At 63.7% G+C, this 22,305-nt stretch carries 17 protein-coding genes; 6 read left to right on the plus strand and 11 right to left on the minus strand.

Annotated features, from left to right (window positions below; genetic code table 11):
- Positions 1-150 precede the first annotated feature (150 nt).
- From FKZ61_RS01530 to FKZ61_RS01570, 9 genes are all read right to left on the minus strand, one after another.
- Positions 151-2,004: an ABC transporter substrate-binding protein gene (locus FKZ61_RS01530; RefSeq protein WP_141608307.1), complete on the minus strand. Its 1,854-nt coding sequence runs from the start codon at positions 2,002-2,004 to the stop codon at positions 151-153.
- Between the two features lie 201 nt (positions 2,005-2,205).
- Positions 2,206-3,225: an ABC transporter ATP-binding protein gene (locus tag FKZ61_RS01535; protein WP_141608308.1), complete on the minus strand. Its 1,020-nt coding sequence runs from the start codon at positions 3,223-3,225 to the stop codon at positions 2,206-2,208.
- A complete protein-coding gene (locus FKZ61_RS01540) occupies positions 3,222-4,229 on the minus strand; it encodes an ABC transporter ATP-binding protein (protein ID WP_170199063.1) in 1,008 nt (335 codons plus the stop codon). Before FKZ61_RS01540 ends, FKZ61_RS01535 begins: the two co-directional genes overlap by 4 nt.
- Entirely contained in the window at positions 4,226-5,092 is an 867-nt protein-coding gene (locus FKZ61_RS01545; protein ID WP_211358357.1) for an ABC transporter permease, read from the minus strand. The genes FKZ61_RS01540 and FKZ61_RS01545 overlap by 4 nt, the downstream gene beginning before the upstream one ends.
- Positions 5,093-5,098: 6 nt before the next feature.
- Positions 5,099-6,103: an ABC transporter permease gene (locus tag FKZ61_RS01550; RefSeq protein WP_141608309.1), complete on the minus strand. Its 1,005-nt coding sequence runs from the start codon at positions 6,101-6,103 to the stop codon at positions 5,099-5,101.
- 470 nt (positions 6,104-6,573) lie between these two features.
- Complete coding sequence (locus FKZ61_RS01555; protein ID WP_141608310.1) at positions 6,574-7,344, minus strand: creatininase family protein; 771 nt, start codon at positions 7,342-7,344, stop codon at positions 6,574-6,576.
- A 100-nt stretch (positions 7,345-7,444) separates the two neighbouring features.
- Positions 7,445-8,503, minus strand: coding sequence for a zinc-binding dehydrogenase (locus FKZ61_RS01560; RefSeq protein ID WP_141608311.1), 1,059 nt, complete (start codon positions 8,501-8,503; stop codon positions 7,445-7,447).
- A 109-nt stretch (positions 8,504-8,612) separates the two neighbouring features.
- Positions 8,613-9,122 carry a nitroreductase family protein gene (locus tag FKZ61_RS01565; protein WP_141608312.1) on the minus strand — a complete coding sequence of 170 codons (510 nt, stop codon included), beginning with the start codon at positions 9,120-9,122 and terminating at the stop codon, positions 8,613-8,615.
- A 90-nt stretch (positions 9,123-9,212) separates the two neighbouring features.
- The gene (locus FKZ61_RS01570; RefSeq protein ID WP_141608313.1) at positions 9,213-9,482 is read right to left on the minus strand and encodes a BON domain-containing protein; all 270 of its coding nucleotides are present in this window, start codon (positions 9,480-9,482) and stop codon (positions 9,213-9,215) included.
- Positions 9,483-10,135: 653 nt separating this feature from the next.
- Here FKZ61_RS01570 and FKZ61_RS01575 point away from each other — a divergent pair.
- Positions 10,136-11,209 carry a hypothetical protein gene (locus FKZ61_RS01575; protein WP_141608315.1) on the plus strand — a complete coding sequence of 358 codons (1,074 nt, stop codon included), beginning with the start codon at positions 10,136-10,138 and terminating at the stop codon, positions 11,207-11,209.
- A gap of 142 nt (positions 11,210-11,351) precedes the next feature.
- Positions 11,352-12,902 (plus strand): carboxypeptidase M32, encoded by a 1,551-nt coding sequence (locus FKZ61_RS01580; RefSeq protein ID WP_141608316.1) that lies wholly within the window; start codon positions 11,352-11,354, stop codon positions 12,900-12,902.
- Positions 12,903-12,987: 85 nt separating this feature from the next.
- Here FKZ61_RS01580 and ychF read toward each other — a convergent pair whose 3' ends face one another.
- Complete coding sequence (gene ychF / locus FKZ61_RS01585) at positions 12,988-14,058, minus strand: redox-regulated ATPase YchF (RefSeq protein ID WP_141608317.1); 1,071 nt, start codon at positions 14,056-14,058, stop codon at positions 12,988-12,990.
- 17 nt (positions 14,059-14,075) lie between these two features.
- Complete coding sequence (locus FKZ61_RS01590; protein WP_141608318.1) at positions 14,076-15,047, minus strand: ROK family protein; 972 nt, start codon at positions 15,045-15,047, stop codon at positions 14,076-14,078.
- Between the two features lie 897 nt (positions 15,048-15,944).
- On the opposite strand from FKZ61_RS01590, the gene FKZ61_RS01595 reads away from it, so the two are divergent.
- The 4 genes from FKZ61_RS01595 to FKZ61_RS01610 all read left to right on the plus strand — a co-directional run bounded on the left by FKZ61_RS01595 (position 15,945) and on the right by FKZ61_RS01610 (position 22,194).
- Positions 15,945-17,867, plus strand: a complete 1,923-nt coding sequence (locus tag FKZ61_RS01595) for an ABC transporter ATP-binding protein (protein WP_211358358.1) — start codon at positions 15,945-15,947, stop codon at positions 17,865-17,867.
- A complete protein-coding gene (locus FKZ61_RS01600) occupies positions 17,851-19,710 on the plus strand; it encodes an ABC transporter ATP-binding protein (protein ID WP_141608319.1) in 1,860 nt (619 codons plus the stop codon). Before FKZ61_RS01595 ends, FKZ61_RS01600 begins: the two co-directional genes overlap by 17 nt.
- Before the next feature lie 733 nt (positions 19,711-20,443).
- Entirely contained in the window at positions 20,444-20,629 is a 186-nt protein-coding gene (locus FKZ61_RS01605) for a hypothetical protein (RefSeq protein WP_141608320.1), read from the plus strand.
- 29 nt (positions 20,630-20,658) lie between these two features.
- Positions 20,659-22,194, plus strand: coding sequence for a PKD domain-containing protein (locus tag FKZ61_RS01610; protein ID WP_229964092.1), 1,536 nt, complete (start codon positions 20,659-20,661; stop codon positions 22,192-22,194).
- The last annotated feature ends 111 nt before the right edge of the window (positions 22,195-22,305 follow it).

A 22,305-nucleotide genomic window follows, 5' to 3' on the forward strand; every position in this document is an offset into this window, starting at 1 on the left:
CCGTAGGTCCCTGCACCTCGGTCACGCAAGGATGCGTGACCTGCGTCTGTGCGGAAACGAAAAGGGTCCTGGCATCGGCCAGGACCCTTTTCACAAATGGGGGCACAAGTACGCCCCACCACTCGCAATCGTTTGACGGCCTGCAACCGCCTACTGGGCCGGCTTCAGGTTGATGAAGGTCTTCTCCAGCTCCCACTGCCAGGAGTGGGGGAAGCCGTAGACGTTGTCCTGGGTGGGCCAGTTGGTCCAGTACTGGGTGCTCATGGGGTAGCGGATGATGAGCTGGCCCAGGTAGATGTCGGGCATCTCGCTCACCCAGATATCCATGGCCTGGAGGAAGAGATCCATCAGCCTGGGGTCATCCACGCTGAGGGGGGCAATCTGTTCCACCAGCGCGTCGTACTCCGCGTTCTGCCAGCGGGAGGTGGCCCACCAGATGGGTGCCGGCTCGCCAGTGGGGCGGAAGTACTGGGCGGTGTAGATGGAGAGCATGAAGTAGGGGTCCATGCCCAGCACGCCGCTGGGGCCCTTGCAGCCCAGGAATTCCTTCTGTTCGCCCGTCTGCGCAGCCGTGCCCAGGCCAGGCGAAGTGTCGAAGGTGGCGTCGAAGCCAGCGTCCCGCAGCTGCTGGGTTAGCGGCGGCCCATAGGCCTTCAGCCACTCGGGCGTGTAGATGTTCATCTTGAAGGTGTTGCCGTCGGCGTCCACCCACAGGCCCTCGCTGTTCTTGGTGTAGCCCTTGCTGGTCATGATCTCGTCGGTCTTGTCCAGGTGGGCCACGGTGTCATAGCCATACTTGGCGAAAATCTCCTGCAGGGCCTCCTCGAAGGGCTGGAACCACCCGTAGGGAGTGAACTGATGCAACGCCGGGACGCCAGCGCCCGATTCGGCCAGGGCCACCAGCTTCTCCCGGTCGATGGCATAGGTGATGGCCCAGCGGATGTCCTTGTCGTTGTACGGCTCCTCGCTGGCGTTCAGGTTCAGGTCGATGGGGCACCAGTCCAGATAGCCATAGGGCGGTTCCTGGCCGGTGAAGGTGATGACCTTGGGATTCTGGGCCAGCACGCTCTTCAGGGTGGAGACCTGCATGATGGGGCCCATGTCCAGCTGGTTGGTGATCAGGAGCTGGGCGGCCTGGCTCTCATCCTGCTGGGGCAGGTAGATGATGCGTTCCACCTGGGGCTTGGGCTTGAAGCCTGTCTCCGCGGCCCACCAGTCATCCCGCAGGTCGTAGACCTTCTGTTGGGGCGAAGCGAAGACCATGCGGTAGGGGCCGGTCCCCACCGGCCACCCCTTCTCCAGGTCAAAGTTGGTGAACTCCAGCGGGTTCTGGTCCTTCCAGATGTGCTCCGGCAGGACATGGATGCCGTGGTTGGTGGTCAGGGTGGTGGCCCAGAAGGAGGGGTTGGGTTTCTTCAAAACCAGCCGCACGGTCAGGTCATCCACCTTGACGGCCTCGTCCAGGTAGGCGGGCAGGTCAGCCAGGTGGACCATGCTGTCCGCGTTGTCCCGCAACATGTTGAAGGTGTAGACCACGTCGTCGGCGTTGAAGGCTTCACCGTCGCTCCACTTCACCCCATCCCGCAGGTGGAGGGTGATCTCGGTGAAGTCGTCGTTGTATTCCCAGCTTTCGGCCAGCCAGTTCTCATGCTCACCCGTGAGCACGGTGAACATGATCAGGGGCTCGAAGACGGCCGGCAAGGTTCCCATGTGGAAGCCCTGATCAGAGCCAGGAATGTAGGGATTCTGGTTGTCGAACAGGGTGTACTGGTTGGGGCCGCCGTTCATGATGATGAGGGTTCGCTCGCGAGGGACTTCCCGGAGTTCGCCTGCCGACGCTGAGGGGGCAGCGGCCTGCTCACCGGTGGCTCCCTGACCCGCCGGCGCTTCAGCTGCCGGGGCCTGGCCAGCCGGCACAGCCTGGCCGCATGCACTCAAAAGCAGGGTCAGCACCAGGCCCAGCGCGGTCAGGCGCCACAGCCACATCCGTCTTTGTGTTCCCATAGTTGTGACCTCCAATGGTTTGGGAAAGAAAAAAATGCGCTACACCTCGGCTGATGAGAAACCCGAGGAGCCTTCCGGAGTCGCTGGTATCCGTCTATTTGGGTGCATCACCCCCTTTCTGGGGCATCCCAGGGATGCCGGGATGGTATGTCAGGATTCGAAGCCACCGGGCACGTCGTGGCTGGGGAGGAGCCACCAGGGTTATGCCCGGGCGAAGACCTGTTCAATGGCGTCGCTGGCCACCGTCGGCGCGCCCTGGTGCAAAAAACAGGCCGCGACCCGCTGTGGGCTGAGTTGAAAATAAGGCGGGGACTCTCGCCGGCAGATGTCCATCACGTGGGGACAACGGTCGGCGAATTTACAGCCCGTCCCTGGACCATCCACCATCTTTCCGTTGGTCGGCTTCAGGCGACTCTGCCCCCACGTGTGGTCCAGATCCGGCCAGGGGATGGAGTCCACCAGCAGCTGGGTGTATGGGTGCTGGGGATCTTGGATGACCTGCTCCACATCCCCTGCTTCGGCAATGGATCCCCGGTAGAGGATCAGGATGTCGTGGCTGATGTGGTAGGCGGTGGTCAGGTCGTGGGTAATGTAGAGGATGGAGATGCCGAATTCCTGGTTGAGCCGGCGCAGGCTTTCCAGAATGGTGGCACGCAGGGAGGCATCCACCATGGAGACCGGCTCGTCGGCAATGATCAGGCGCGGTTTGGTGAGCAGCGCCCGGGCCACCATGATGCGCTGGCGCTGGCCACCGCTGAGCTGGTGGGGGTAGCGCCCCAGGGTCTCTTCCGGCTGCAAGCCCACGTTGCTCAACGCCTCTTCCATGAGAGCCCGGGCTTCGGCCCGGCTTCGGGCCAGCTTGAACTTTTGGATGGGAACTTCCAGGACGTGATCCACGGGATAGAAGGGATTGTAGACGGAGAAGGGATCCTGGAAGATGGCCTGCACCTCCCGGCGGAACTCCATCTGGTCGGCCCTGGAAAGTTTGTGCAGGTCCTGCCCCTTGTACAACACCTGGCCCGAGGTGGGCGCCAGGAACCCCATGAGCATCATGCCCAGGGTCGTCTTGCCGCTGCCGCTCTCACCGGCGATGGCCAGCACCGACGGGGTATCCGTGTTGATCGAGAAGGAGATGTCGTCCAGGGCCACCGTCCGCTTTTTGCGGATCAGGCCGCTGCTGAACACCTTGCTGACGTGACGAAGCTCCAGAAAGGCTGTCATGGGTTCCCCCCTTCCTGGCTGGCCGCAGGCACCGGCATCCCGCTGGCGTCGTAGAGGTGACAGGCCACCACCCGCCCCGAGGGCTCCCGGCTGAGGGCCGGCGTCTGCTGCCGGCAAATCTCCATGGCCTCTGGGCAACGGGGATGAAAGAGGCAGCCCGTCGGCGCGTTGAGGAGGGAGGGAGCCAGGCCAGGGATGCCCTGGAGTTGCCCCTTTTTGCCCAGCCGGGGCAAACTCTGGATCAGGAGGCGGGTATATGGGTGGCGGGGCGTCTGGAAAAGCTCCCGGATGGTGCCCATCTCCGCGATTTTGCCACCGTACATCACGGCCAGGCGTTCCACCGATTGGACCATCAGGCCGATGTCGTGGCCGATGAGGATCACCGCGGCGCCCAGCTCCTCCTGCACCCGGGTCAGGGTCTCCATCACCTGGCGCTGGATCACCACGTCCAGCGCGCTGGTGGGCTCGTCGGCGATGATCACCTTGGGCCGCAGGGAGATGGCAATGGCAATGCAGACCCGCTGCTTCATGCCGCCACTCAGCTCATGGGGGTACATGTTGGCCACGTCGGGTTCCAAATCCACCCACTCCAACACCTGGGCCACCCGGGCATCCATCTCCCGGCGGGTCATCTGAACCCCGTGGGCCAACATGCCGTCGATGATCTGCTGGCGGATGCGGACCACCGGGTTGAGGGAGTTCATGGCGCCCTGGGGAATCATGCTGATCTCGCTGAGGCGAATGTGGCGCATCTCCTCTTCGGACAGCCGGGCCAGGTCCACTCCATTCAGCAGGATCTGGCCCCCCTCGATGCGGCCGGGGGGCTTGATCAGCCGCATCAGGGCCAGGGCCATGGTAGACTTGCCCGAGCCGGATTCGCCCACCAGGCCCAGGCGGGAGCCGGCCTGGAGGTTGAAGCTGACCCCGTCCACCGCTTTGACCGGCCCCCGGGCCGTGTGGTAGTAGACGCGCAGGTCAATGACCTGGAGGATATCCTGGCTCATGCGGTTCTCCTGAGCTTGGGGTTGGCGATCTGGTCCAGCCCCATGGAGATGAGGAAGAGTCCCACGAAGGTCACAATGATGATGGCGATGGGTGGCGCCCACCACCACCACATCCCCCGCAGCACCGAAGTATAGTAGAGGGCCCAGTAGATGGTCATGCCCAGGGTGGGTTCATTCTGGGGCCCCAGCCCCAGCGCCTCCAGGCCGATGGTGGCCAGGATGGCCGAGGCCACTGCGCTGACGAAGCTGGCAGCCAGGTACGGCAACAGGTTGGGCATCAGCTCCCGCACGATGATCTCCAGGCCGTTCATGCCGGAGAGCCGGGCCACCAGCACGAACTGCCGTTCCCGCAGGCTGAGGACCTGGGCGCGGATGGTGCGGGTGGGCCACATCCAGGCCAGGGCCGCCACCACCAGGGCCATCATGTTCACACTGACTGCGCCCCGCAACGTGGTGGCGATCACCACCAGGAAGAGGAGGCCGGGCACGGTCAGCAACACGTCCGCCGCACCCTTGAGCAGGGTGTCCACCCAGCCGCCGAAGTAGCCGGCCAGGAAGCCAAAGAGGGTGCCAATGCCCAGGCCGATCACCCCGGCGATGAGGCCGATGCGCAGGGTCAGGGGCGTCCCCACCACCAGCACAGCCAGGATTTCACGGCCGACGGTGTCTGTGCCCAGGGGATATTCCAGGGAGGGTGGCTGGTCGGGCATGGCCGCCCCCACCTTGGCTCCGTTTTCATCCACAAAGAAGGAAGCCACCGGCCCAAACAGGGCCACGGCCAGCACCAGCACAATTCCGGTCAACAACAAGGGGTACTGCCGAATTCGGGCCAGCGTGGTCATCCAGTTGCCCATGGTTGCCATCGAATCTCAGTGCCTCTGATAGGTGATACGCGGGTCCAACAGGGGGTAGAGCAAATCCATCACCAGGGTGGCCAGGCCAATGGCCAGGATGAGGATGATGACCACACCATAGATGACAAAGTAGTCGAAAGTCTGAATGGCCCGATACAACACCGTGCCCACCCCCGGGTAGCCGAAGACCACCTCCACCAGGACCGCGCCGGACACGATGTAGCCCAGGGAGAGGGCCAGGGCGGTGGTTTGGGGCAGGAGGGCGTTGCGCAGGGCATACTTCAGGAAGATATCCCGGTCCTTGATGCCCTTGGCCTCGGCGAAAGTGATGTAATCCTCTTCCAGGCCGATGATCATCATCCCCCGCATGCCGATGGCCCACGTACCCAGGGAGGCCAGGATGATGGAGAGGGCCGGCAGGACCGAATGCCAGGCCGCGTCCATCAGAAAGCTCCAACTCAGCTTGGGAATGGCCCCCAGGGTATAGCCGCCGCTGAGGGGAAAGATCTTGAAGGTGAAGGCCAGAAAGTAGACCAGGATGAGCCCCAGCAGGTAAAAGGGCACCGCGGAGAGGGTCAGGAGAGGGGCCAGCAGGTAGTTAAGAAATCCAGGCGCCCGGGGCCAGGCAATCAGCGCGCCCAGAAGTGTCCCCAGGCCAAAAGCCAGGAGCGTGGCCAGCAGTAACAGGCCGATGGTCCAGGGGAGGGCCCGCATGATGATGTCGATCACCCGGCTGGGGAAATTGGCGATGGAGACGCCGAAATCCAACCGGGCCACATCGCCCAGGTAGCGCAGGTACTGCCGCCATAAGGGTTGATTCAGGCCGAACTTCTCTTCGTAGACCTGGACCACCCGCTCCATGTCGGTCTTGCCCGCGCCGCCGAAGGTCACCGCCTGCAACAGTTTCTCGCGGATGGGATTCACCGGCGCCAGGCGTGGCATGACGAAGTTCACCGTGGCCGCCAGCCACATGATCACCAAAAACACACCAATGCGACGGATAATATAGCCGAGATTCATCTGGGAGCCTTCACTCGTTCAGGCATGGGAAGGGACTACTACAGTCCGGCGTAAATACCACGGCAGAAATTCGGCGACACCACCTCTGATGGAAACCATCGGCGAATTTCTGTCAGGATAATTTCTGTCGGGATTTACTACGCATCTTCTGGCCCGGGGAGAGCCCCGCAGGTGCCCGGGGAGGGGTGCCCAAACACCAAACGTAAAGATGCAATTCAGGTTGTCGTCTTGGCCCGATTATACACGACTTCCACCAGACTGCCAACCGACATTTTTCGCTGAACGAACAAACACTGGGCCAGATTGAATTGCCGGACGATTGCCCGGCTCCAGCCGACATTGGCAGGCCAGGCGACGGCTACCACCAGGACTTGAGAATCCGGCAGAAATTCGTCGGAGATTGCCACTGGAAGCGGTGCCGCCGAATTTCTGCCGGGATTGACGACGGGAAGACGGGATATGCCGGGCGCTCAGGCCTGCTGGCCAAAGGCCACGAAAAATTCCGCCACCTTTTCCACGATGATCTCCAGCAGGGCCTGGCCCTCCTCGGGTGTGGCCAGCCGGGGGTTGTCCGTGTAGCCGGTGCTGGCAGCCCACGCGCCGTGGACCTGGACGGTGGCGCCGGTCATGGCGGCGAAGAGCCCACCCGCGGTCTGACTGACGTCTTGAGTCTGGGCCAGCCCTTCCTGGTTGACCAGATCGGGGCGGATGGCCATGACCAGGGCCGTCTCAAAGCGGCCGGCGTGGCCGGGGATGCGGCCGCCGGGCATCACGCCCCGCTCCACGATGGCCGGCCGGGCAATGTCCCAGTAGGCCGCTGTGGCGATGGTCACCGGGTGTTGCAGCCGGTTGACAAAGTCCAGCCCCACCACCGCGTTGGAGTCGGTATTGCCGCCGTGGCCGTTGAGCACCACCAGTTTGCGGAAGCCGCTGAGCACCAGCCCTTCCAACACCTCGGTGACTGCGGCCATGAAGGTGGTGCTGGTCAGGGAGAGCACGCCGGGGAAGGGACGATGATGGTGGGAATTGCCGTAGGGGAGGACCGGCGCCACCACCACCGGTACGTCACCGGCGGCTCGTTCTGCGGCCCGCTGGGCCACGGTGCCACAGAGCAACGTATCGGTGACCACCGGCAGGTGTGGGCCATGCTGCTCAATGGAGGCCGTGGGCAACACCGCCACCGCCTCAGGAGCAACGGCCCGGATCTGCTCTCGGGTCATCTCGGCCAAAAGGACTGTCATGGATATGCTCCTTGTTTCGTGGAAAATTTTGTGAAGATGATGAGGGGATTGGGGGATTAGGGACTCAACGGTGATCTTCCCCCAATCACCCAATCCCCAGTCACCCCGCCTGTCCACCTCGGACGGCGATCTTGATGGCGGTTTCGTCGCCCAGCCGGTAAGTCCCGTTGAGGGCGGCAAAGCCGTCGGCCACCCGTTCCAGCGGCAGGATGTGGCTGACCATCTCGGCGAAGGGAAATTCGTTGCGCTCCAGCAGCGGCAGCCCCCGGACGAAGTGTTCGGGTCGGCTGCCCCAGATGGCTTCCAGGCGCAGGTTGCGGCGCATCAGGAGCTGATTGGGGTTGAAGTCCAGGGAGCCCATGTCCACAAAGTGCCCCACCTCCACGAAGGTGCCGCTGTGCCGGACAAAGCCAAGCCCCTCAGGAATGGCCGGGAGAAAGCCGGCGCACTCGAACACCACGTCCGCGCCAGCCCCGCGGGGTGTCTCCGCCAGTACCCGCTCCGTGCGCTCCTCCACCGAGGGGATCTCCTCGATGTTGATGGTCACGTCTGCGCCCATGCGGCGGGCCAGTTCCAGCCGCCTGGCCGGGCCGCCCACCATGATGATCTTGGCTGCGCCGCTGAGCCGTGCACAGACCAGGGTCACCAGGCCAATGGCGCCAGAGCCCTGGACCACCACCGTGTCGCCCAGTTGGACGCGGCCGCGCATCACCGCGTGGACGCCCACGGTGAAGGGCTCGGTCAACACCGCAATCTCGGGCGGCAGGTCGGTTTTCAGGACACAGGTGTCAGGATAGCAGAGATAGATGTAGTCGGCAAAGCCGCCCCGGAAGTGGGGTGGACGATCCGGGTCCCGTTGAAAGCCATAGGCACCGTGGGGAGTGCCCGGTGCGAAGATGACCCGATCCCCTTCCCGCAGGGGCCTGCCCACATAGTCCGTCTTCACCTGCTGGCCCAGGGCCTCGATGATGCCCACATTCTCGTGTCCCAACAGCATCTCGCCCGGGATGCCCTTCTGCCAGTTGTGCAGGTCGGTGCCACAGATGCCCGACAGCTCCTGGCGTAGCAAGATGGTGCCCGGCTCCGGATCCGGCACCGGATACTCACGAACTTCAAAAGTCTGGCCGTGGGCAATCACGGCTCTGCCCGTTCGTGCCATGGGGTCTCCTCCTGTTGAGATGGGGTGTCGATTTAGATGAACAAAAGAGGGGAAAGTCAGGGCCCCAGGGCACGCACCGCGGATGGGTCCGGCCCTGGGCGTCCCATCCTCAACCGGTGTAAGGTTGGCCAAAGCGCTCCTGGTGGGCGACTTCGGCCAGGGCCTTGCGCTGTTTGATGCCCTTGCCGAGCTTGCGGGTGGGGTAGCCGAAGGGTACGATGGTCAGGATCATCCGCTCGGACGGCACATTCAGGAGCTCTTTGATGGCCGGGGTGTTCACGTTGCCCACCCAGTTGGAGCCGATGCCCATCTCCCAGGCGGCCAGCATCATGTCCTGCACGGCCCGCGCGCCGTCGATATAGCCGACGGGCGACTCGGGAACCACCACGGCGATGGCCAGGGCTGCCTGGGCGATGTAGGGGCCCGTGCTGGCCAGTTCTCCCAGCCGCCGCAACGTCGCCCGCTCAGTCACGGCGATGAAAGCCCAATCCTGCCGATTGCGGGAGCTCCCCGTGAGGCGACCCGCCTCCAGGATGCGGGTCACACTTTCCCGGGGGATCGCCTGATCTTTGTATTCCCGGACGGCCAGGAGCGTCTGGATGGCCTCGAAAACTTCCATGATTGTTTCTCCCTATCCATCAGCGACACAAATCAGCGGCATAAAAAAGGCCCACCGGAAGTGCCGATGGGCCTGACATCCATCTGAAGACTACGCCGGCTGGGCGACGTTCACTTCGTTGACGATGGACTGATACTTCAAACCAGCGTTGCGGAGCGCGCTGCGTACGATGCCTTCCAGGCGATCCTTGTCTTCAACCCGTGACACCTTGCCGGACAGCTTGATCACGCCCTTCTGACACGAGATGTTAATCATGGATGCATCCTTGATCAACGGATCGGCATTGATGGCCGTGCGGACGTGTGCCTCCAACTCGGTGTCGTTATACTTCTCCCCAAACAACTTCGACCAGAATCCCATGGTTGCCCTCCTCTGACAAGACGAAACAGATAACGACTTGCCTATCGTACCTGCCCTGTGCCGGGCAGGCCCAGTGGGGGGATGCCGGAAACTGGACCGTGCTCACTCAGCGATGACGGCCGGGAACGATGCCACGCCCGTATGCCATGACCCACATGCCATGAACAGTGGGCCATGATGGAGAGAGGCGCGCCCCCTGGCCTGGGAGAATCGATGTCCTTTGGCCCTTCTGCCGGGATCACCAACTATTGTAACGGATGGCTGCCCGAAACGCAACCAGGAATGAGGACAAGGGTATAGTTCAGAATCGTCGGTAAGGTATACTGTAAGGTAGAGACGTCAATGAGAACAAAAGGAGGGAACGATGCGGCCGACGAGTCGAGCCAAGAGACGGGAAGCCTGCCGGGAGGCGATGGACGCCCTGATGGAGGAAATGGAGGCGTGGTACGCTGCACACCCAGAGGCGACCTTTGGCGAACTGGAAGAGAAGCTGCGGCAAGAGCGGCGGGCGTTGATGGGGCAGGTCCTGGAGATTCTCATCAACGGGCGGCAGCACGACTCAGAAGCGGAGGAGCCCTTGTGTCCGAGCTGCGAGCGGCCCATGCGCTTTGAAGGCTATCGTCGGCGCACGGTGGTAGGGCTGGAAGGGGAGAGTGAGTTGGAACGGGCGTATTACCGCTGTCCTCACGGATGTGGGGAGGGCTTTTTCCCCCCTGGACCGCCAGCTCCATCTGCGCTCGGACCGCTGGAGTGAAGGGGTGGCCCGGGTGGGGTTGCGGCTAAGTTTGGGGACCAGCTCCTTTCAGCGCGCCGCCGAGGATTTCAGCGATGCGGTGGGGACATCCATCTCCAAGAGCAGCCTATGGCGCCTGACCCAAAACTGCGGCCAGACGCTGCAGGAGCAGCGGGAAAGGGAAGCGGCGGTCGCCTTCGCCCCTGGGCAGCCAGGCGAGCGTCCGGGCCATCGCCGCCTGCCGACCCACGATTCGCTGGCCGGGTTCAGGGCCAATCTCTCGACGGATGGCGGGATGATTCACATCCGTGGGGAGGGTTGGAAGGAGGTCAAGCTCAGCACCTTTTCCGCCGTGGAGTGGGTATGGGATGAAGCGCACCAGGAGGAGCGAGTGCGGCTTTCTCGGCACAGTTATACAGCCGTCTTGGGGACGGCCGACCACTTTGCCCCCTATCAGTATGCCGAGGGGCTGCGCCGGGACGTGGAGCATGCGGTCCAACTGAGCAGCGTCAATGATGGGGCCAGCTGGATCAGTCGCATCACCCAGCTCAATTTCCCCCACGCCATCCAGATTCTGGACTGGTACCACGCCAAGAGTCGTCTGCACACAGTGGCCCAGAGCCTTTGGCCTTCCTCCCCGCAACGCCAGGCGGTCTGGCTGGACGCCCAACTGACGCAGCTGCGTGGGGGAGAGGTGGAGGAGGTCATCCAGACCCTGGAGCAATGGGCCACGCAGACCGCCTCTGAAGTCGTCCGCACGGCAGCCGGCTACTTTCGGGAAAATCGCTCGCGTATGGAGTATCACGCTTACCGTTCATCCCATCTGCCCATCGGCAGTGGCACGGTGGAATCGGGCGTCCAGCAAGTCATCCAGCATCGGATGCATCGACCCGGTCGTGGCTGGAAGCGTACCTGCGCCACCGGCATGCTCTTCTTGCTCTGCGACTACCACAGTAACCGCTTCGACCAAACCTGGCGTCAACTTTTGGCCTAGCCCGACGATTTTGAACTATACCCTGAGGACAAGCATGGCGCAGGCCGCTGTGAGCATTGTAACTGGCAGGCCACTTTGGCGTCCCTGTACCGCTCCCGGTATAATGGCCCAAAGCGATCCCCAAGAGAGAAAGAGCATGGAGATGAATCCCAAATACCAGGCGGCCCGTTCTGAACTGTTAGCCCGGCTCCAGGAAATTGAAGATTTGAAATCGGTGGCAGCCCTGCTGACCTGGGATCAGGCCACCTACATGCCCCCCGGCGGGAGTCGGGCCCGGGCCCGGCAGCTGGCCACCGTGGGGCGGCTGGCCCACGAGAAGTTCACCGACAAGGCCATCGGCCACCTGCTGGACCAGCTCCAGCCCTATGTGGAAACCCTCCCCGAGGATGACGACGATGCCGCGCTCTGGCGGGTGGTGCGCCGGGAATACGATCGGGCACAGCGCATTCCCGCCCAGTTCATGGCGGACGTGGCCAACCACACGGCTGCCGTCTACATGGCCTGGACCGAAGCCCGTCCGGCCAACGACTTCCCCCGCCTTCGCCCCATGCTGGAGAAAACCCTGGCCCTCAGCCGCCAGTACAGCCAGTACTTTCCGGAGCATGAGCACATCGCCGATCCCCTCATCGCCCGGTCCGACTTCGGCATGACCGTGGCCACCATCCGGCCCCTCTTTCAGCGACTGCGCCAGGAGCTGTTGCCCCTGGTGGAGCAGGTGACCGCCCAGGAACCGGCCGACGACCGCTTCCTCCACCAATATTTCCCAGAGGACAAACAATGGGCCTTTGGCCTGGAGGTCATCCGCCGCTTCGGCTACGACCTGCACCGGGGCCGCCAGGACAAGACCCATCACCCCTTCATGATCAAGTTCTCCCTGGACGATGTGCGCATCACCACCCGCCTGGATCCCCACGACCTGGCCAGCGGCCTCTTCAGCACCCTCCACGAGGCGGGCCACGGGCTCTACGAGCAGGGCATCAACCCCGCCTACGAGGCGACCCCCCTGGCCGATGGCGCTTCTGCCGGCGTCCATGAAAGCCAGTCCCGCCTCTGGGAAAATTTGGTCGGGCGCAGCCGCAACTTCTGGCACTACTACTACCCCAGGCTTCAAGAAACCTTCCCCGAACAGTTGGGCAAGGTGAGCCTGGATGCCTTCTACCGGGCCATCAACAAGGTGGAGCGCTCCCTCATCCGGGTGGAGGCCGACGAGCTGACCTACAACCTCCACGTCATCATTCGCTTTGAGTTGGAGCTGGCGCTGCTGGAAGGAACGTTGACCATCGCCGAGCTACCCGAAGCCTGGCGGGCCAGCTACCAGGAGCAGCTCGGCGTCACCCCGCCGGACGACCGGGATGGGGTCATGCAGGATGTGCACTGGTACGCCGGCCTGATCGGCGGCGGCTTCCAGGGGTATACCCTGGGCAACATCCTGACCGGCCAGTTCTACGCGGCCGCCCTGGCCGCCCGCCCCAGCTTGCCCGACGAAATTGCGGCTGGGGATTTCGCCCCCCTCCTCTCCTGGCTGCGGGAGCAGATCCACTGGCACGGCAGCAAGTACACCGCCCTCGAACTGGTGGAACGGGTCACCGGTGGCCCCATCCGGCTGGAGCCCTACCTGGATTACCTGTGGCAAAAGTACGGGGAGCTCTACCGCCTCTCCCGGCCGAAAGTGGACCCCGTGCCCGGGGCGTAAAGCCGGGCCGGGGAGGGGGTCTGGCCCCCTCCCCGGCTCTCCCTCACACGTTGAAGCTCACACGTTGAAGCTCAGATGTTGAAGCTCAGACGTTGAAGCGGATGTTCAGGATGTCCCCATCCTGGACCACATATTCCTTGCCTTCCAGGCGCAGCTTGCCCTGACGCCGGGCTTCCGCCATGCTGCCGCAGGCCATCAGATCCTCGTAGGCGATGGTCTCGGCCCGGATGAATCCCTTCTGCAAGTCGCTGTGGATCACCCCGGCCGCCTCCGGCGCGAGGGTGTTGCGCCGGACCGTCCACGCGCGCACTTCATCCTCGCCTACGGTGAAGAAACTCTGCAGCCCCAACATGGCGTAACAGAGGCGGATGGCCCGGTTGAGGCCTGGCTCCTGGATGCCGAATTCGGCCAGGAACTCGGTCGCCTCCTCCGGGGCCATCTGGGCGATCTCCGCTTCCAGCCGCCCTCGCAGCAGCAACGTCCGGTCGTCCAGCAGGTGCTGGAAACGGGCTTCGTCATCCTCATCGCCCATGTTGATGACCCGCAGCAGGGGCTTGAGGGAGAGCAGCCCGAATCCGCCCAGCATCTTACGCTCGGCCTCGTCGATCTCCACTTCCCGCAGGGGTGTCTCCGCTTCCAGCGCGTCCATCAGCCGGCGGAGCAGGGCTTCCTCTTGGGCCATGCGCTTGCGCTCCTCCGGCGTGCCCCGATGCTTGCCGCCGGCCAGCCGTTCCAGGCGGCGGTCGATGATGGTCATGTCGCTGAGGATCAACTCCGCCTCCATGGCCGCCAGATCCCGCTCGGGGTCCACCGTCTGGTTGGGGTGGGGGACGTTCTCATCCTCGAAGGCGCGCACCACCAACATCAGCGCGTCGTTGGCGGCCATGGCGTTGAGCAAGGCACCGCTGAGCCCGCTGCGGGCTGCCCCCTGCCCCAGACCCGCAATGTCGTTGTAGGTGACCTGGGCATAGGTGGTCTTTCGGGGCTTGAACATGGCCGACAACTGGTCCACCCGGGGATCGGGCACGTTGACCACGGCCGTGTGCACTTCTACCTGGCCGCTGGAAAAGGCGGCTGTGGCTGTATCGCTGCGGGTCAGCGCGTTGAAGATGGTGGTCTTGCCGCTGTTGGGCAGACCGATGATACCGATTTCCATGTTGTAAAATACCTGTCCTATCTAGCTTCGCCCCGGGAAAGCCCATCCACCGCCAGGGCCACGGCGCCCAGCAGGCCCACGTCGTCCCCCAGCGCGGCAGAGACGATCTCCAGCTTCTGCCAGTACTCGCTGGACTGGGCCCGAACGCGGATGGTTTCCCAGAGGCTGGATTCCAGGAAGGGGGCGCAGTGGAGCCAGACGCTGCCGCCCAGGACGATCCGCTCGGGGTTGAAGATGTGGAGAATGTTGGTGATGCCGATCCCCAGGTAGCGACCCGCCACCCGGAACTGCTCCAGGGCGAAGGCATCCCCCTGCTGGGCCGCCTGCTGCAACACCGGCGGGGTGACCTCTTCGATGCGGCCGTTGGCCAGCTCCAGGGCCAGGCTGGTGGCGCCCCGGCGCAGGGCATGCTGGGCTCGCCGGGCAATGTTGGGGCCCGACGCCAGGCCCTCCAGGGTGCCCACCATGGGTGGATCCCCCTCCTCGGCCTGGATGTCGATGGTGATGTGTCCCAGCTCCGCGGCCAGCCCCTGTCGCCCCAGCAGCATCTGGTTGTCCACGATCACGCCGGTCCCGATGCCGGTGCTGACGGTCATGTAGACCATGTGGCGGCAACCCCGGCCGGCGCCGTAGCGATGCTCGGCCAGCCCTGCCAGGTTGGCGTCGTTGCCCAGGAACACCGGCACGCCGAAGGCCGTCTCCAACTCCTGGCGCAGGGGCACCCGATGCCAGCCGGGCAGGTTGGGACCCATGAGCACCACGCCCTGGTACGGGTCCGTCGGTCCCGGCGCGCCGATGCCGATGGCGGCGATGGGGTGACCCGCCGCGGTGGCGGCAATTTGCTGACGGATCCGGCCCAAGACCGCCTGGGGCCCCTCCTGGGCCAGGGTCAAGGTTGAATGCCGGGCCAGGATCTTCCCGGTCCCATCTGCCAGGACGGCCCGCAACTGGGTTCCGCCCAGGTCCACTCCCACGACATACCCTTCCATAGCGTAGGTTCACCTGTTGAATGTAGTCGAGCCGATAGTGTAGCTGCCAGCCAGCGTCCCTCAACCTGGGACGCCCCCATTCTACCATGCGCCCGGAGGGGAGAACCAACTGTCCAGGGCCATGGGGCGCGTATCATTCGCCGCGCAGAAATTTTGACAAACCCAGTCCCCTGTGATACAGTGGCGGCGCCGTTGCCTCACCATCCAACCATCTCAAGCTGGTGGACCAGGATAGGTGAGCGTCCCTCCAACAGGCACGGGATGCTGGCACAGGCCAGAAGTAGCGGAGCGAATGGCAGTTGGCGAACGACAGTTGGATTGACACGACTGTTGAATTGAGTGGCAGCAACCGTGCCAGGCCCTCTTGTTTGAGTGTTCGAGCCAACTGGTTCCAGTCAACGTGTTCGAGTCAACGTGTTCGAGTAGACGTGTTCAAGGAAACGCGTGAGGAGTGAGATGAGCGTGACATACGCAGGGGTGTTCACCCGTATCCGGATGGCCATTGCCGGTGGCTTTCAAGTCCCAGGGAGTGGTGCGTCTGTAGCACGTTGACTCGACCGCTGAGTTAGAACGACTGCCGCAGCGCACCACCCGGTGCCTGCGGCTTTTTGTTTCTCGCGCGGCCCGCCCACCTCCGCTCGATTGTGGAGATGCAGCGGCGGGCTGGCAGCCGAGATTGAAACGCAGGCATTGGGGAATTTCCCGACGCCTGCGTTTTTTTGTCGGGCGGTTTATCACGGGATTTCCGCACCCACGGGACAGAGCCACGGACAGGGTTGACGCCGGCAACCCAAGGAGAGCTGCCAGGCAGGCAGCCTGTTCGATCCAATTTCCCCCTTTCCTGGTTATTTTCGAGAGGATAGATGTAGGATGGCGACGCAGACATCAATCGAACCAATGCAATCAAGTCCGGATCTGAAGACGGTGGTGACCGGCAACCGCTTCCGGGGCCTGTGGCGGCTGATGAAGGGCTTCCGCCTGGCCTACCTGGGCGCGGCCTTCAGCCTGGGCGTGGCCACCAGCGCCAGGACCGCATCCCTGTTGCTGATTCGCTACTTCGTGGACAGCTACCTGGCCCAGGGCAACCGTACCTTCACCTTGTGGATGATCGCGGCCGGCTTTGTGGCCCTGGCAGGGGTTCAGGGTGGCTTCACCTTTCTCAGCGGCAAGCTGGCGGCCCACACGGCGGAAGGACTGGCCCAGCGGCTGCGCAACTACCTGCTGGATCACATCCAGCACCTGCCCTTTGCCTATCACGACAGCATGCAAACGGGTGAGCTGATCCAGCGGGTGACCTCCGACGTGGACGCCCTGCGGCGCTTCTTTGCGTCCCAGGCCATCGAGAGCAGCCGGATCATCTTCCTGTTTCTCATCAACTTCCTGGCCATCCTGGCCCTCAACGTCCAGCTGGCCTTCCTGTCCATCATCGTGATCCCGGTGATCCTGGCCATCTCGGTCTACTTCTTCCGGCTGGTCTCCCGGGCCTACGAGGAATATCAGGAGCAGGAAGCGGTGCTGACCACCACCCTGCAGGAGAACCTGAGCGGGGTGCGGGTGGTAAAGGCCTTTGCCCGCCAGGAGTTCGAGGAGGAGAAATTCCGCCAGGCCAATCAGGGGAAGTACCTCAAAGGCAAGCGCCTGCTCCTGATGCACTCCCTCTACTGGCCCACCTCGGACATTCTCTGTGGCGCCCAGATGCTGGGAGGCTTCACCGTGGGCGCGCTGATGGCCATCAACGGCACCATCAGCGTGGGGACCTACCTGGCCTACGCGGGCATGGTCATCCTCATCATCTGGCCCATCCGCAACCTGGGCCGCCTGGTGGTGGAGATGTCCCGGGGGCTGGTCTCCTTCGAGCGGGTGGCCGAAGTGATCCGGCAGGAGCGGGAGGTGATGGACGAGGAGTCCTTCACGCCGCCGGCCCGGCTGCGGGGGGAGATCGTCTTCGACGACGTGAGCTTCGACTATCACCAGGAGCCCCACAGCCAGGCCGTGCATGCCCTGAGCGGGAACGGCGCCCATGGGCCGGACGGAGCCAACGGTCGGCTGCCGACGGCCGCCGACGGCGCGGAGGGGCCCCGGCGCCAGGGAGCCATCGCCCTGGAGCACATCAGCTTCCGGGTGCAGCCGGGCCAACGGGTGGCCCTGCTGGGTGCCACCGGCGCCGGGAAGACCACCCTGGTCAACCTGCTGCCCCGCTTCTACGACTACACGGGCGGGCGCATCCTGCTGGATGGGGTGGAGCTGAAGCGCTATTCCCGGCGCTACCTCCGCCAGCAGATCGGCATCGTGGAGCAGGAGCCCTTCCTCTTCTCCCGGACGGTGCGGGAGAACATCACCTACAGCGTGGGGCAGGAGGTCTCCCAGGAGCAGGTGGAGGCGGCAGCCCGGGCAGCGGCCATCCACGACGTCATCATGACCAAGCTGCCCCACGGCTACGACACCCTGGTGGGTGAGCGGGGCACCACCCTGTCCGGCGGCCAGAAACAACGGGTGGCCATCGCCCGCACCCTGCTCAAGGACCCGCGTATCCTGATCCTGGATGACTCCACCTCGGCCGTGGATACGGAGACCGAGGCGGAGATCCGCCAGGCGCTGGAGAGGCTGATGGAGAACCGGACCACGTTCATCATCGCCCACCGCATCCAGAGTGTGATGAACGCGGACCTGATCCTGGTCCTGAACCGTGGGCGCATCGTCCAGAGCGGCACCCACGAAGAACTGATCCGGCAGGAGGGGATGTACCGCCGGATCTATGAGGCACAAACTCGCATTGAGACGGAATTACAGGAGGAGTTGACCGGTGTCTCAGCCAATTGAGTTCGAAGAAGAAGAGTTCACAACCCAATTTAATGGGCAGACCATTCGGCGGATCCTGGCCCAGACCCGGCCCCACTGGCCGTTTCTGGTGGGGTTTCTGAGCCTCATCGCCCTGGCCTCGTTCCTGGATTCGTACTTTACGTTTTTGAGCAAACGCATCATCGACGAGGGGATCGTGGCCCAGGATCGGGCCGCGCTCTACCGCATCGTCACCATCTACGGCTCCCTGTTGGCAGTTCAGGCCCTCAGCGTCTTCGGCTTCATCTACCTGACGGGCCTGCTGGGCGAGCGCATCCGCTATGACCTGCGGGAAAAGATGTTCCGCCATCTCCAGCGGCTTTCCCTGGGCTACTACAACCGGACGCCGGTGGGGTGGATCATGTCCCGGGTAACTTCGGACACAGACCGGGTGGCGGAGCTGGTGACGTGGGGGCTGCTGGACACGAGCTGGGGGCTGCTGAACATCGCCACGGCCGTCTACTTCATGATGATCATCGAATGGCACCTGGCCCTGATCGTCAGTGCCGTCATTCCCATCATCGTGATCGTGGCCATCCAGTTCAAGAAGAAGATCATCGTGGAGTATCGGGCCGTGCGGAAGATCAACTCCAAGATCACCGGCGCCTATAACGAAACCATCACCGGCGTCAAGGTGATCAAGGCCCTGGGGCGGGAGAAAGAGAACCTGGAGGAATTCAGCCACCTGACCAGCGACATGTACCGGGCTGGCTACCGGGCGGCGTGGCTCTCCGCCCTCTTCCTGCCCACCGTCCAGCTCATCAGCGCCGCGGCCGTGGGCGTAATCATCTGGTATACCGGCTGGCAGGCCGAAGTGGCCGTGGGCGGAATGACCCTGAGCGTCGGCGGCATGCAGGCCTTCATCTCCTATGTCACCTTCATGCTCTTTCCCATCCAGGAAATGGCCCGGGTGTACGCGGAGATGCAACAGGCGGTGGCCTCGGGGGAGCGCATCTTCTCCCTGCTGGATGCCACGCCCGAGATCGTGGACCGACCTGACGCCTTCGACCCGGGCACCCTGCGGGGCGACATCGAGTTCGAGCACGTGGACTTCTACTACGAGGAGGACAGCCCGGTCCTGCAGGACTTCAACCTGAAGGTTCGGCAGGGGGAGGTCATCGCGCTGGTGGGGCCGACGGGCGGCGGCAAGTCCACCATCGTTAACCTGCTGTGCCGATTCTATGAACCCAAGCGGGGCGTGATCCGTATCGGTGGGGTGGACTACACCCGCTTCACCCAACATGCCATCCAGTCCCGCATTGGCATGGTGTTGCAGACGCCCCATCTCTTCTCCGGCACCATCCGCGACAACATTCGCTACGGGCGACTGGATGCCACCGACGAAGAAGTGGAGGAGGCGGCCCGGCTGGTGGGCGCCCACGAATTCATCGTACGGCTGGAGAAGGGCTACGACGCGGAAGTGGGCGAGGGGGGCAACCTGCTTTCGGTGGGCCAGAAGCAGCTCATCAGCCTGGCCCGGGCCGTGCTGGCCAACCCGGACATCTTCATCATGGACGAGGCGACCAGCTCGGTGGACACCCTGACCGAGGCGCTGATCCAGCAGGGGATGGAGGTGCTCATGAGGGGGCGCACCAGCTTCGTCATCGCGCACCGCCTCTCCACCATCCGCAACGCGGACCGGATCCTGGTCATCGAGAACGGCACCATCAGCGAGATGGGCAGCCACAGCGAGCTGCTGCGCCGGCGGGGCCACTACTACCGGCTCTACACCCAGCAGTTCCGGCGCGAGCGGTCAGAGGCCTATGCCCAGCAAGTGGATGGTCGGGAGCCCGCCCCGGCCCCGGGCGAGGCCCTGGCCACTTAACCCCATCCCCGGCTGCTGGTCCACGCCGCCAGCAGCCAACATGCGGGGAGCCGGGACGCATCCAAACCCGCCCCGGCTCCCCACCCGACGTTCCCCTGCCGATTCAGGCGCGATCCCCCTGCAAAAGAGCACCGGCCCCTTGACATCTCCTGCGCCGTCCGCCATTATGGTCGGGCCTGGCAGGCAACTGTGCCGGTACGGTCTGTGATGACTCCTCTGCAAAAAGGGCATTTTTGAACGCAAAGGCGCAAGGGCGCAAAGAAGCGCAGGGGAGAATCACCCGAATCAGCGTTCATCTCCGTGGATCAGCGTCCTCATTTGGCCGTTGTGCAGTAGAGCCTGTGATGGAAAACGAGGACGTGGAGGCGTGGACAGAAAGCATCGCGGACCGGGTGCCGGCCCCAAAGCGAGAGGCCCGGCGATTTCCATCGCCGGGCCTCTCGCTGCAACACACCGTTGGCTGTCTGGCAGCCCATCCCAATCACCCAAGGAGGAAAACCATGCCTGGCACCGATTCTGCGTCCTGCTCACTGAACCATTCAGGAATTACATCAAGACTCCCCTGCCAAAGGGGCATTTTCGAACGCAAAGGCGCAAAGGTACAAAGAAACGCAGGAGAGAATCACCCGAATCAGCGTTCATCTGCGTGGGCCAACGTCCTCATTTGACCTCTTGGCAGCAGAGCCACTTTGCAGCAGAGCCACATCAACCGTTAAAGAGGAGCGAAGCCACAATGCCCACAAAGCCAATGGCGCTGGTGATGGTCATGGCCAACGCAAAGAAGAACGTTTTGGAATGTCGCCTGTATCGTGCCTGGCCTTGCAAGATGCCCCTCCTCTATCGCACTCGATTGCTTCTTCAACTGTCTCCCTTTGCTGGTGACATCATGGTAGCTGAATTTGAGGAACTGTACCTGTGAAAAATTGCGTAACCCGCCTAAGTCATATGATGTACCCCCTTCACCTTCCTCCGTTGACCGCCTTCCGCCTGCTGGTGCGCCTGCTCCTCCTGTGGGCGCTGCTGCTGCCCACCCCCGCCCGCGCCGACTGCACCCTGACCAGCACCGGCAACATCCCCCTGCCGGATCTGGCCACCCCCTACCAGGGCCTCAGCGCCGGCCTCTACCCGGGTGGGGCCACTACCCGCCCGCCAGACCACGCCGCGCTGGGCCTGCAGATCGCCCAGACCCAAATCGTGCCCCGGGATGCCCAGGGGCTTCCCGACCCGGCCCAGGGCAAGATCGGATTCATCTCCATTGGCATGTCCAACACCCACCAGGAATTCGGCAACTTCGAAGAAAAGGCCAACGGGGCCCCGGCCAAGAACCCCCAGGTGGCCATCGCCAACACAGCCCTCAGCGGCCAGGTGGCTGAAGATTGGGCACCCCGAGACGCCCCCATCTGGCAGGAGGTCATCGCGCGCCTGGCCCGCCGGAGCATCGAACCGCCCCAGGTCCAGGTGGCCTGGGTCAAGCTGGTCAATACGGGCCCAGGCCCGTTTCCGGAATTCCCCCAGAGCCTGCAGGCCGATCTGTCGGCGGTGGTGCGCAACCTGAAGTACTACTTCCCCAACATCCAGATCGTCTACCTGAGCAGCCGGACCCGGGCCTACGTGAGCCCCTATGGCCTGAGCCCCGAACCAGCCGCCTACGAAACAGCCTTTGCCGTCAAGTGGCTCATCGAAGCCCAGCTCAACGGCGACCCGACGCTGGCGCTGGATGTGGCGCCCTGGCTCACCTGGGGGCCGTACCTGTGGACCGACGGCCTGAACCCGCGCTCCGACGGCTTCATCTGGGAGTGCGCCGACGTCTCCCAACAGGATTACACCCACCCCTCGGCCCAGGGCCAGGAAAAGATCGGCGACCAGCTGCTGGCCTTCTTCATGACCGACCCGACAGCCCGCCCCTGGTTTCTGAAAGAACCAACAGGCGCGCCTGTCATCCAACAGGCCACCGCTTCCCCGGGCCAGGGGGCCCCCACCCTGGAGGTCCAGTTCAGCGCGGCGGCCACCGACCCGAATGGCATTGCCGACTACTTCTGGAACTTCGGCGATGGGACCACCGCCTACAACCCCACCGGCCAGCCCGGCTACAGCAGCCTGGCCAACCCCGTCAAACGCTTCCCCGTGGCCGGCACCTTTCCCGTGGAGCTGGTGGTGGTGGATACCCTGGGCAACTGGGCCAGCCGCACCCTCACAGTGACCGTGGACGGCCCGCCCGGTCCTACCCCCACCCCCGGGCCCACCACGCCACCCACGCCGTCACCGTCACCGTCGGTCTCCCCTTCGCCGTCACCGTCACCGTCGGTCTCCCCTTCGCCGTCACCATCACCATCGCCGTCACCGCCGGCCACCGCCACGCCGACACCAGAGCCCTTCTTCTGGCGCCTGTATCTGCCTGCCATCCAGAATCCCCCTTCCCAGGCGGCGGGACAAACCCAGACAATGCCTCGGCGGCCAGAAGCCAGAGAAACTCCCAGCCCGTAGAGGCGCCATGGAGGCATCCCAGATCGGCCAGCTTTCACAAACCTGACGTGGTTGTCAGATTCCAGGGGATCGACTATGATTCTGGCATGCAGTCGCAACATCCCGCCTGAA

This window comes from Litorilinea aerophila, from assembly GCF_006569185.2.
Classification (GTDB): domain Bacteria; phylum Chloroflexota; class Anaerolineae; order Caldilineales; family Caldilineaceae; genus Litorilinea; species Litorilinea aerophila.

Excerpts from the sequence above, each read along its gene's own strand:
- FKZ61_RS01605 (WP_141608320.1), top strand. The coding sequence starts at position 20,444 with ATGCCCACAAAGCCAATGGCGCTGGTGATGGTCATGGCCAACGCAAAG.
- FKZ61_RS01555 (WP_141608310.1), bottom strand. The coding sequence starts at position 7,344 with ATGACAGTCCTTTTGGCCGAGATGACCCGAGAGCAGATCCGGGCCGTT.
- FKZ61_RS01560 (WP_141608311.1), bottom strand. The coding sequence starts at position 8,503 with ATGGCACGAACGGGCAGAGCCGTGATTGCCCACGGCCAGACTTTTGAA.
- FKZ61_RS01540 (WP_170199063.1), bottom strand. The coding sequence starts at position 4,229 with ATGAGCCAGGATATCCTCCAGGTCATTGACCTGCGCGTCTACTACCAC.
- FKZ61_RS01565 (WP_141608312.1), bottom strand. The coding sequence starts at position 9,122 with ATGGAAGTTTTCGAGGCCATCCAGACGCTCCTGGCCGTCCGGGAATAC.
- FKZ61_RS01610 (WP_229964092.1), top strand. The coding sequence starts at position 20,659 with ATGTACCCCCTTCACCTTCCTCCGTTGACCGCCTTCCGCCTGCTGGTG.
- FKZ61_RS01535 (WP_141608308.1), bottom strand. The coding sequence starts at position 3,225 with ATGACAGCCTTTCTGGAGCTTCGTCACGTCAGCAAGGTGTTCAGCAGC.
- FKZ61_RS01545 (WP_211358357.1), bottom strand. The coding sequence starts at position 5,092 with ATGGCAACCATGGGCAACTGGATGACCACGCTGGCCCGAATTCGGCAG.
- ychF (WP_141608317.1), bottom strand. The coding sequence starts at position 14,058 with ATGGAAATCGGTATCATCGGTCTGCCCAACAGCGGCAAGACCACCATC.
- FKZ61_RS01530 (WP_141608307.1), bottom strand. The coding sequence starts at position 2,004 with ATGGGAACACAAAGACGGATGTGGCTGTGGCGCCTGACCGCGCTGGGC.
- FKZ61_RS01595 (WP_211358358.1), top strand. The coding sequence starts at position 15,945 with ATGCAATCAAGTCCGGATCTGAAGACGGTGGTGACCGGCAACCGCTTC.
- FKZ61_RS01580 (WP_141608316.1), top strand. The coding sequence starts at position 11,352 with ATGAATCCCAAATACCAGGCGGCCCGTTCTGAACTGTTAGCCCGGCTC.
- FKZ61_RS01570 (WP_141608313.1), bottom strand. The coding sequence starts at position 9,482 with ATGGGATTCTGGTCGAAGTTGTTTGGGGAGAAGTATAACGACACCGAG.
- FKZ61_RS01590 (WP_141608318.1), bottom strand. The coding sequence starts at position 15,047 with ATGGAAGGGTATGTCGTGGGAGTGGACCTGGGCGGAACCCAGTTGCGG.
- FKZ61_RS01550 (WP_141608309.1), bottom strand. The coding sequence starts at position 6,103 with ATGAATCTCGGCTATATTATCCGTCGCATTGGTGTGTTTTTGGTGATC.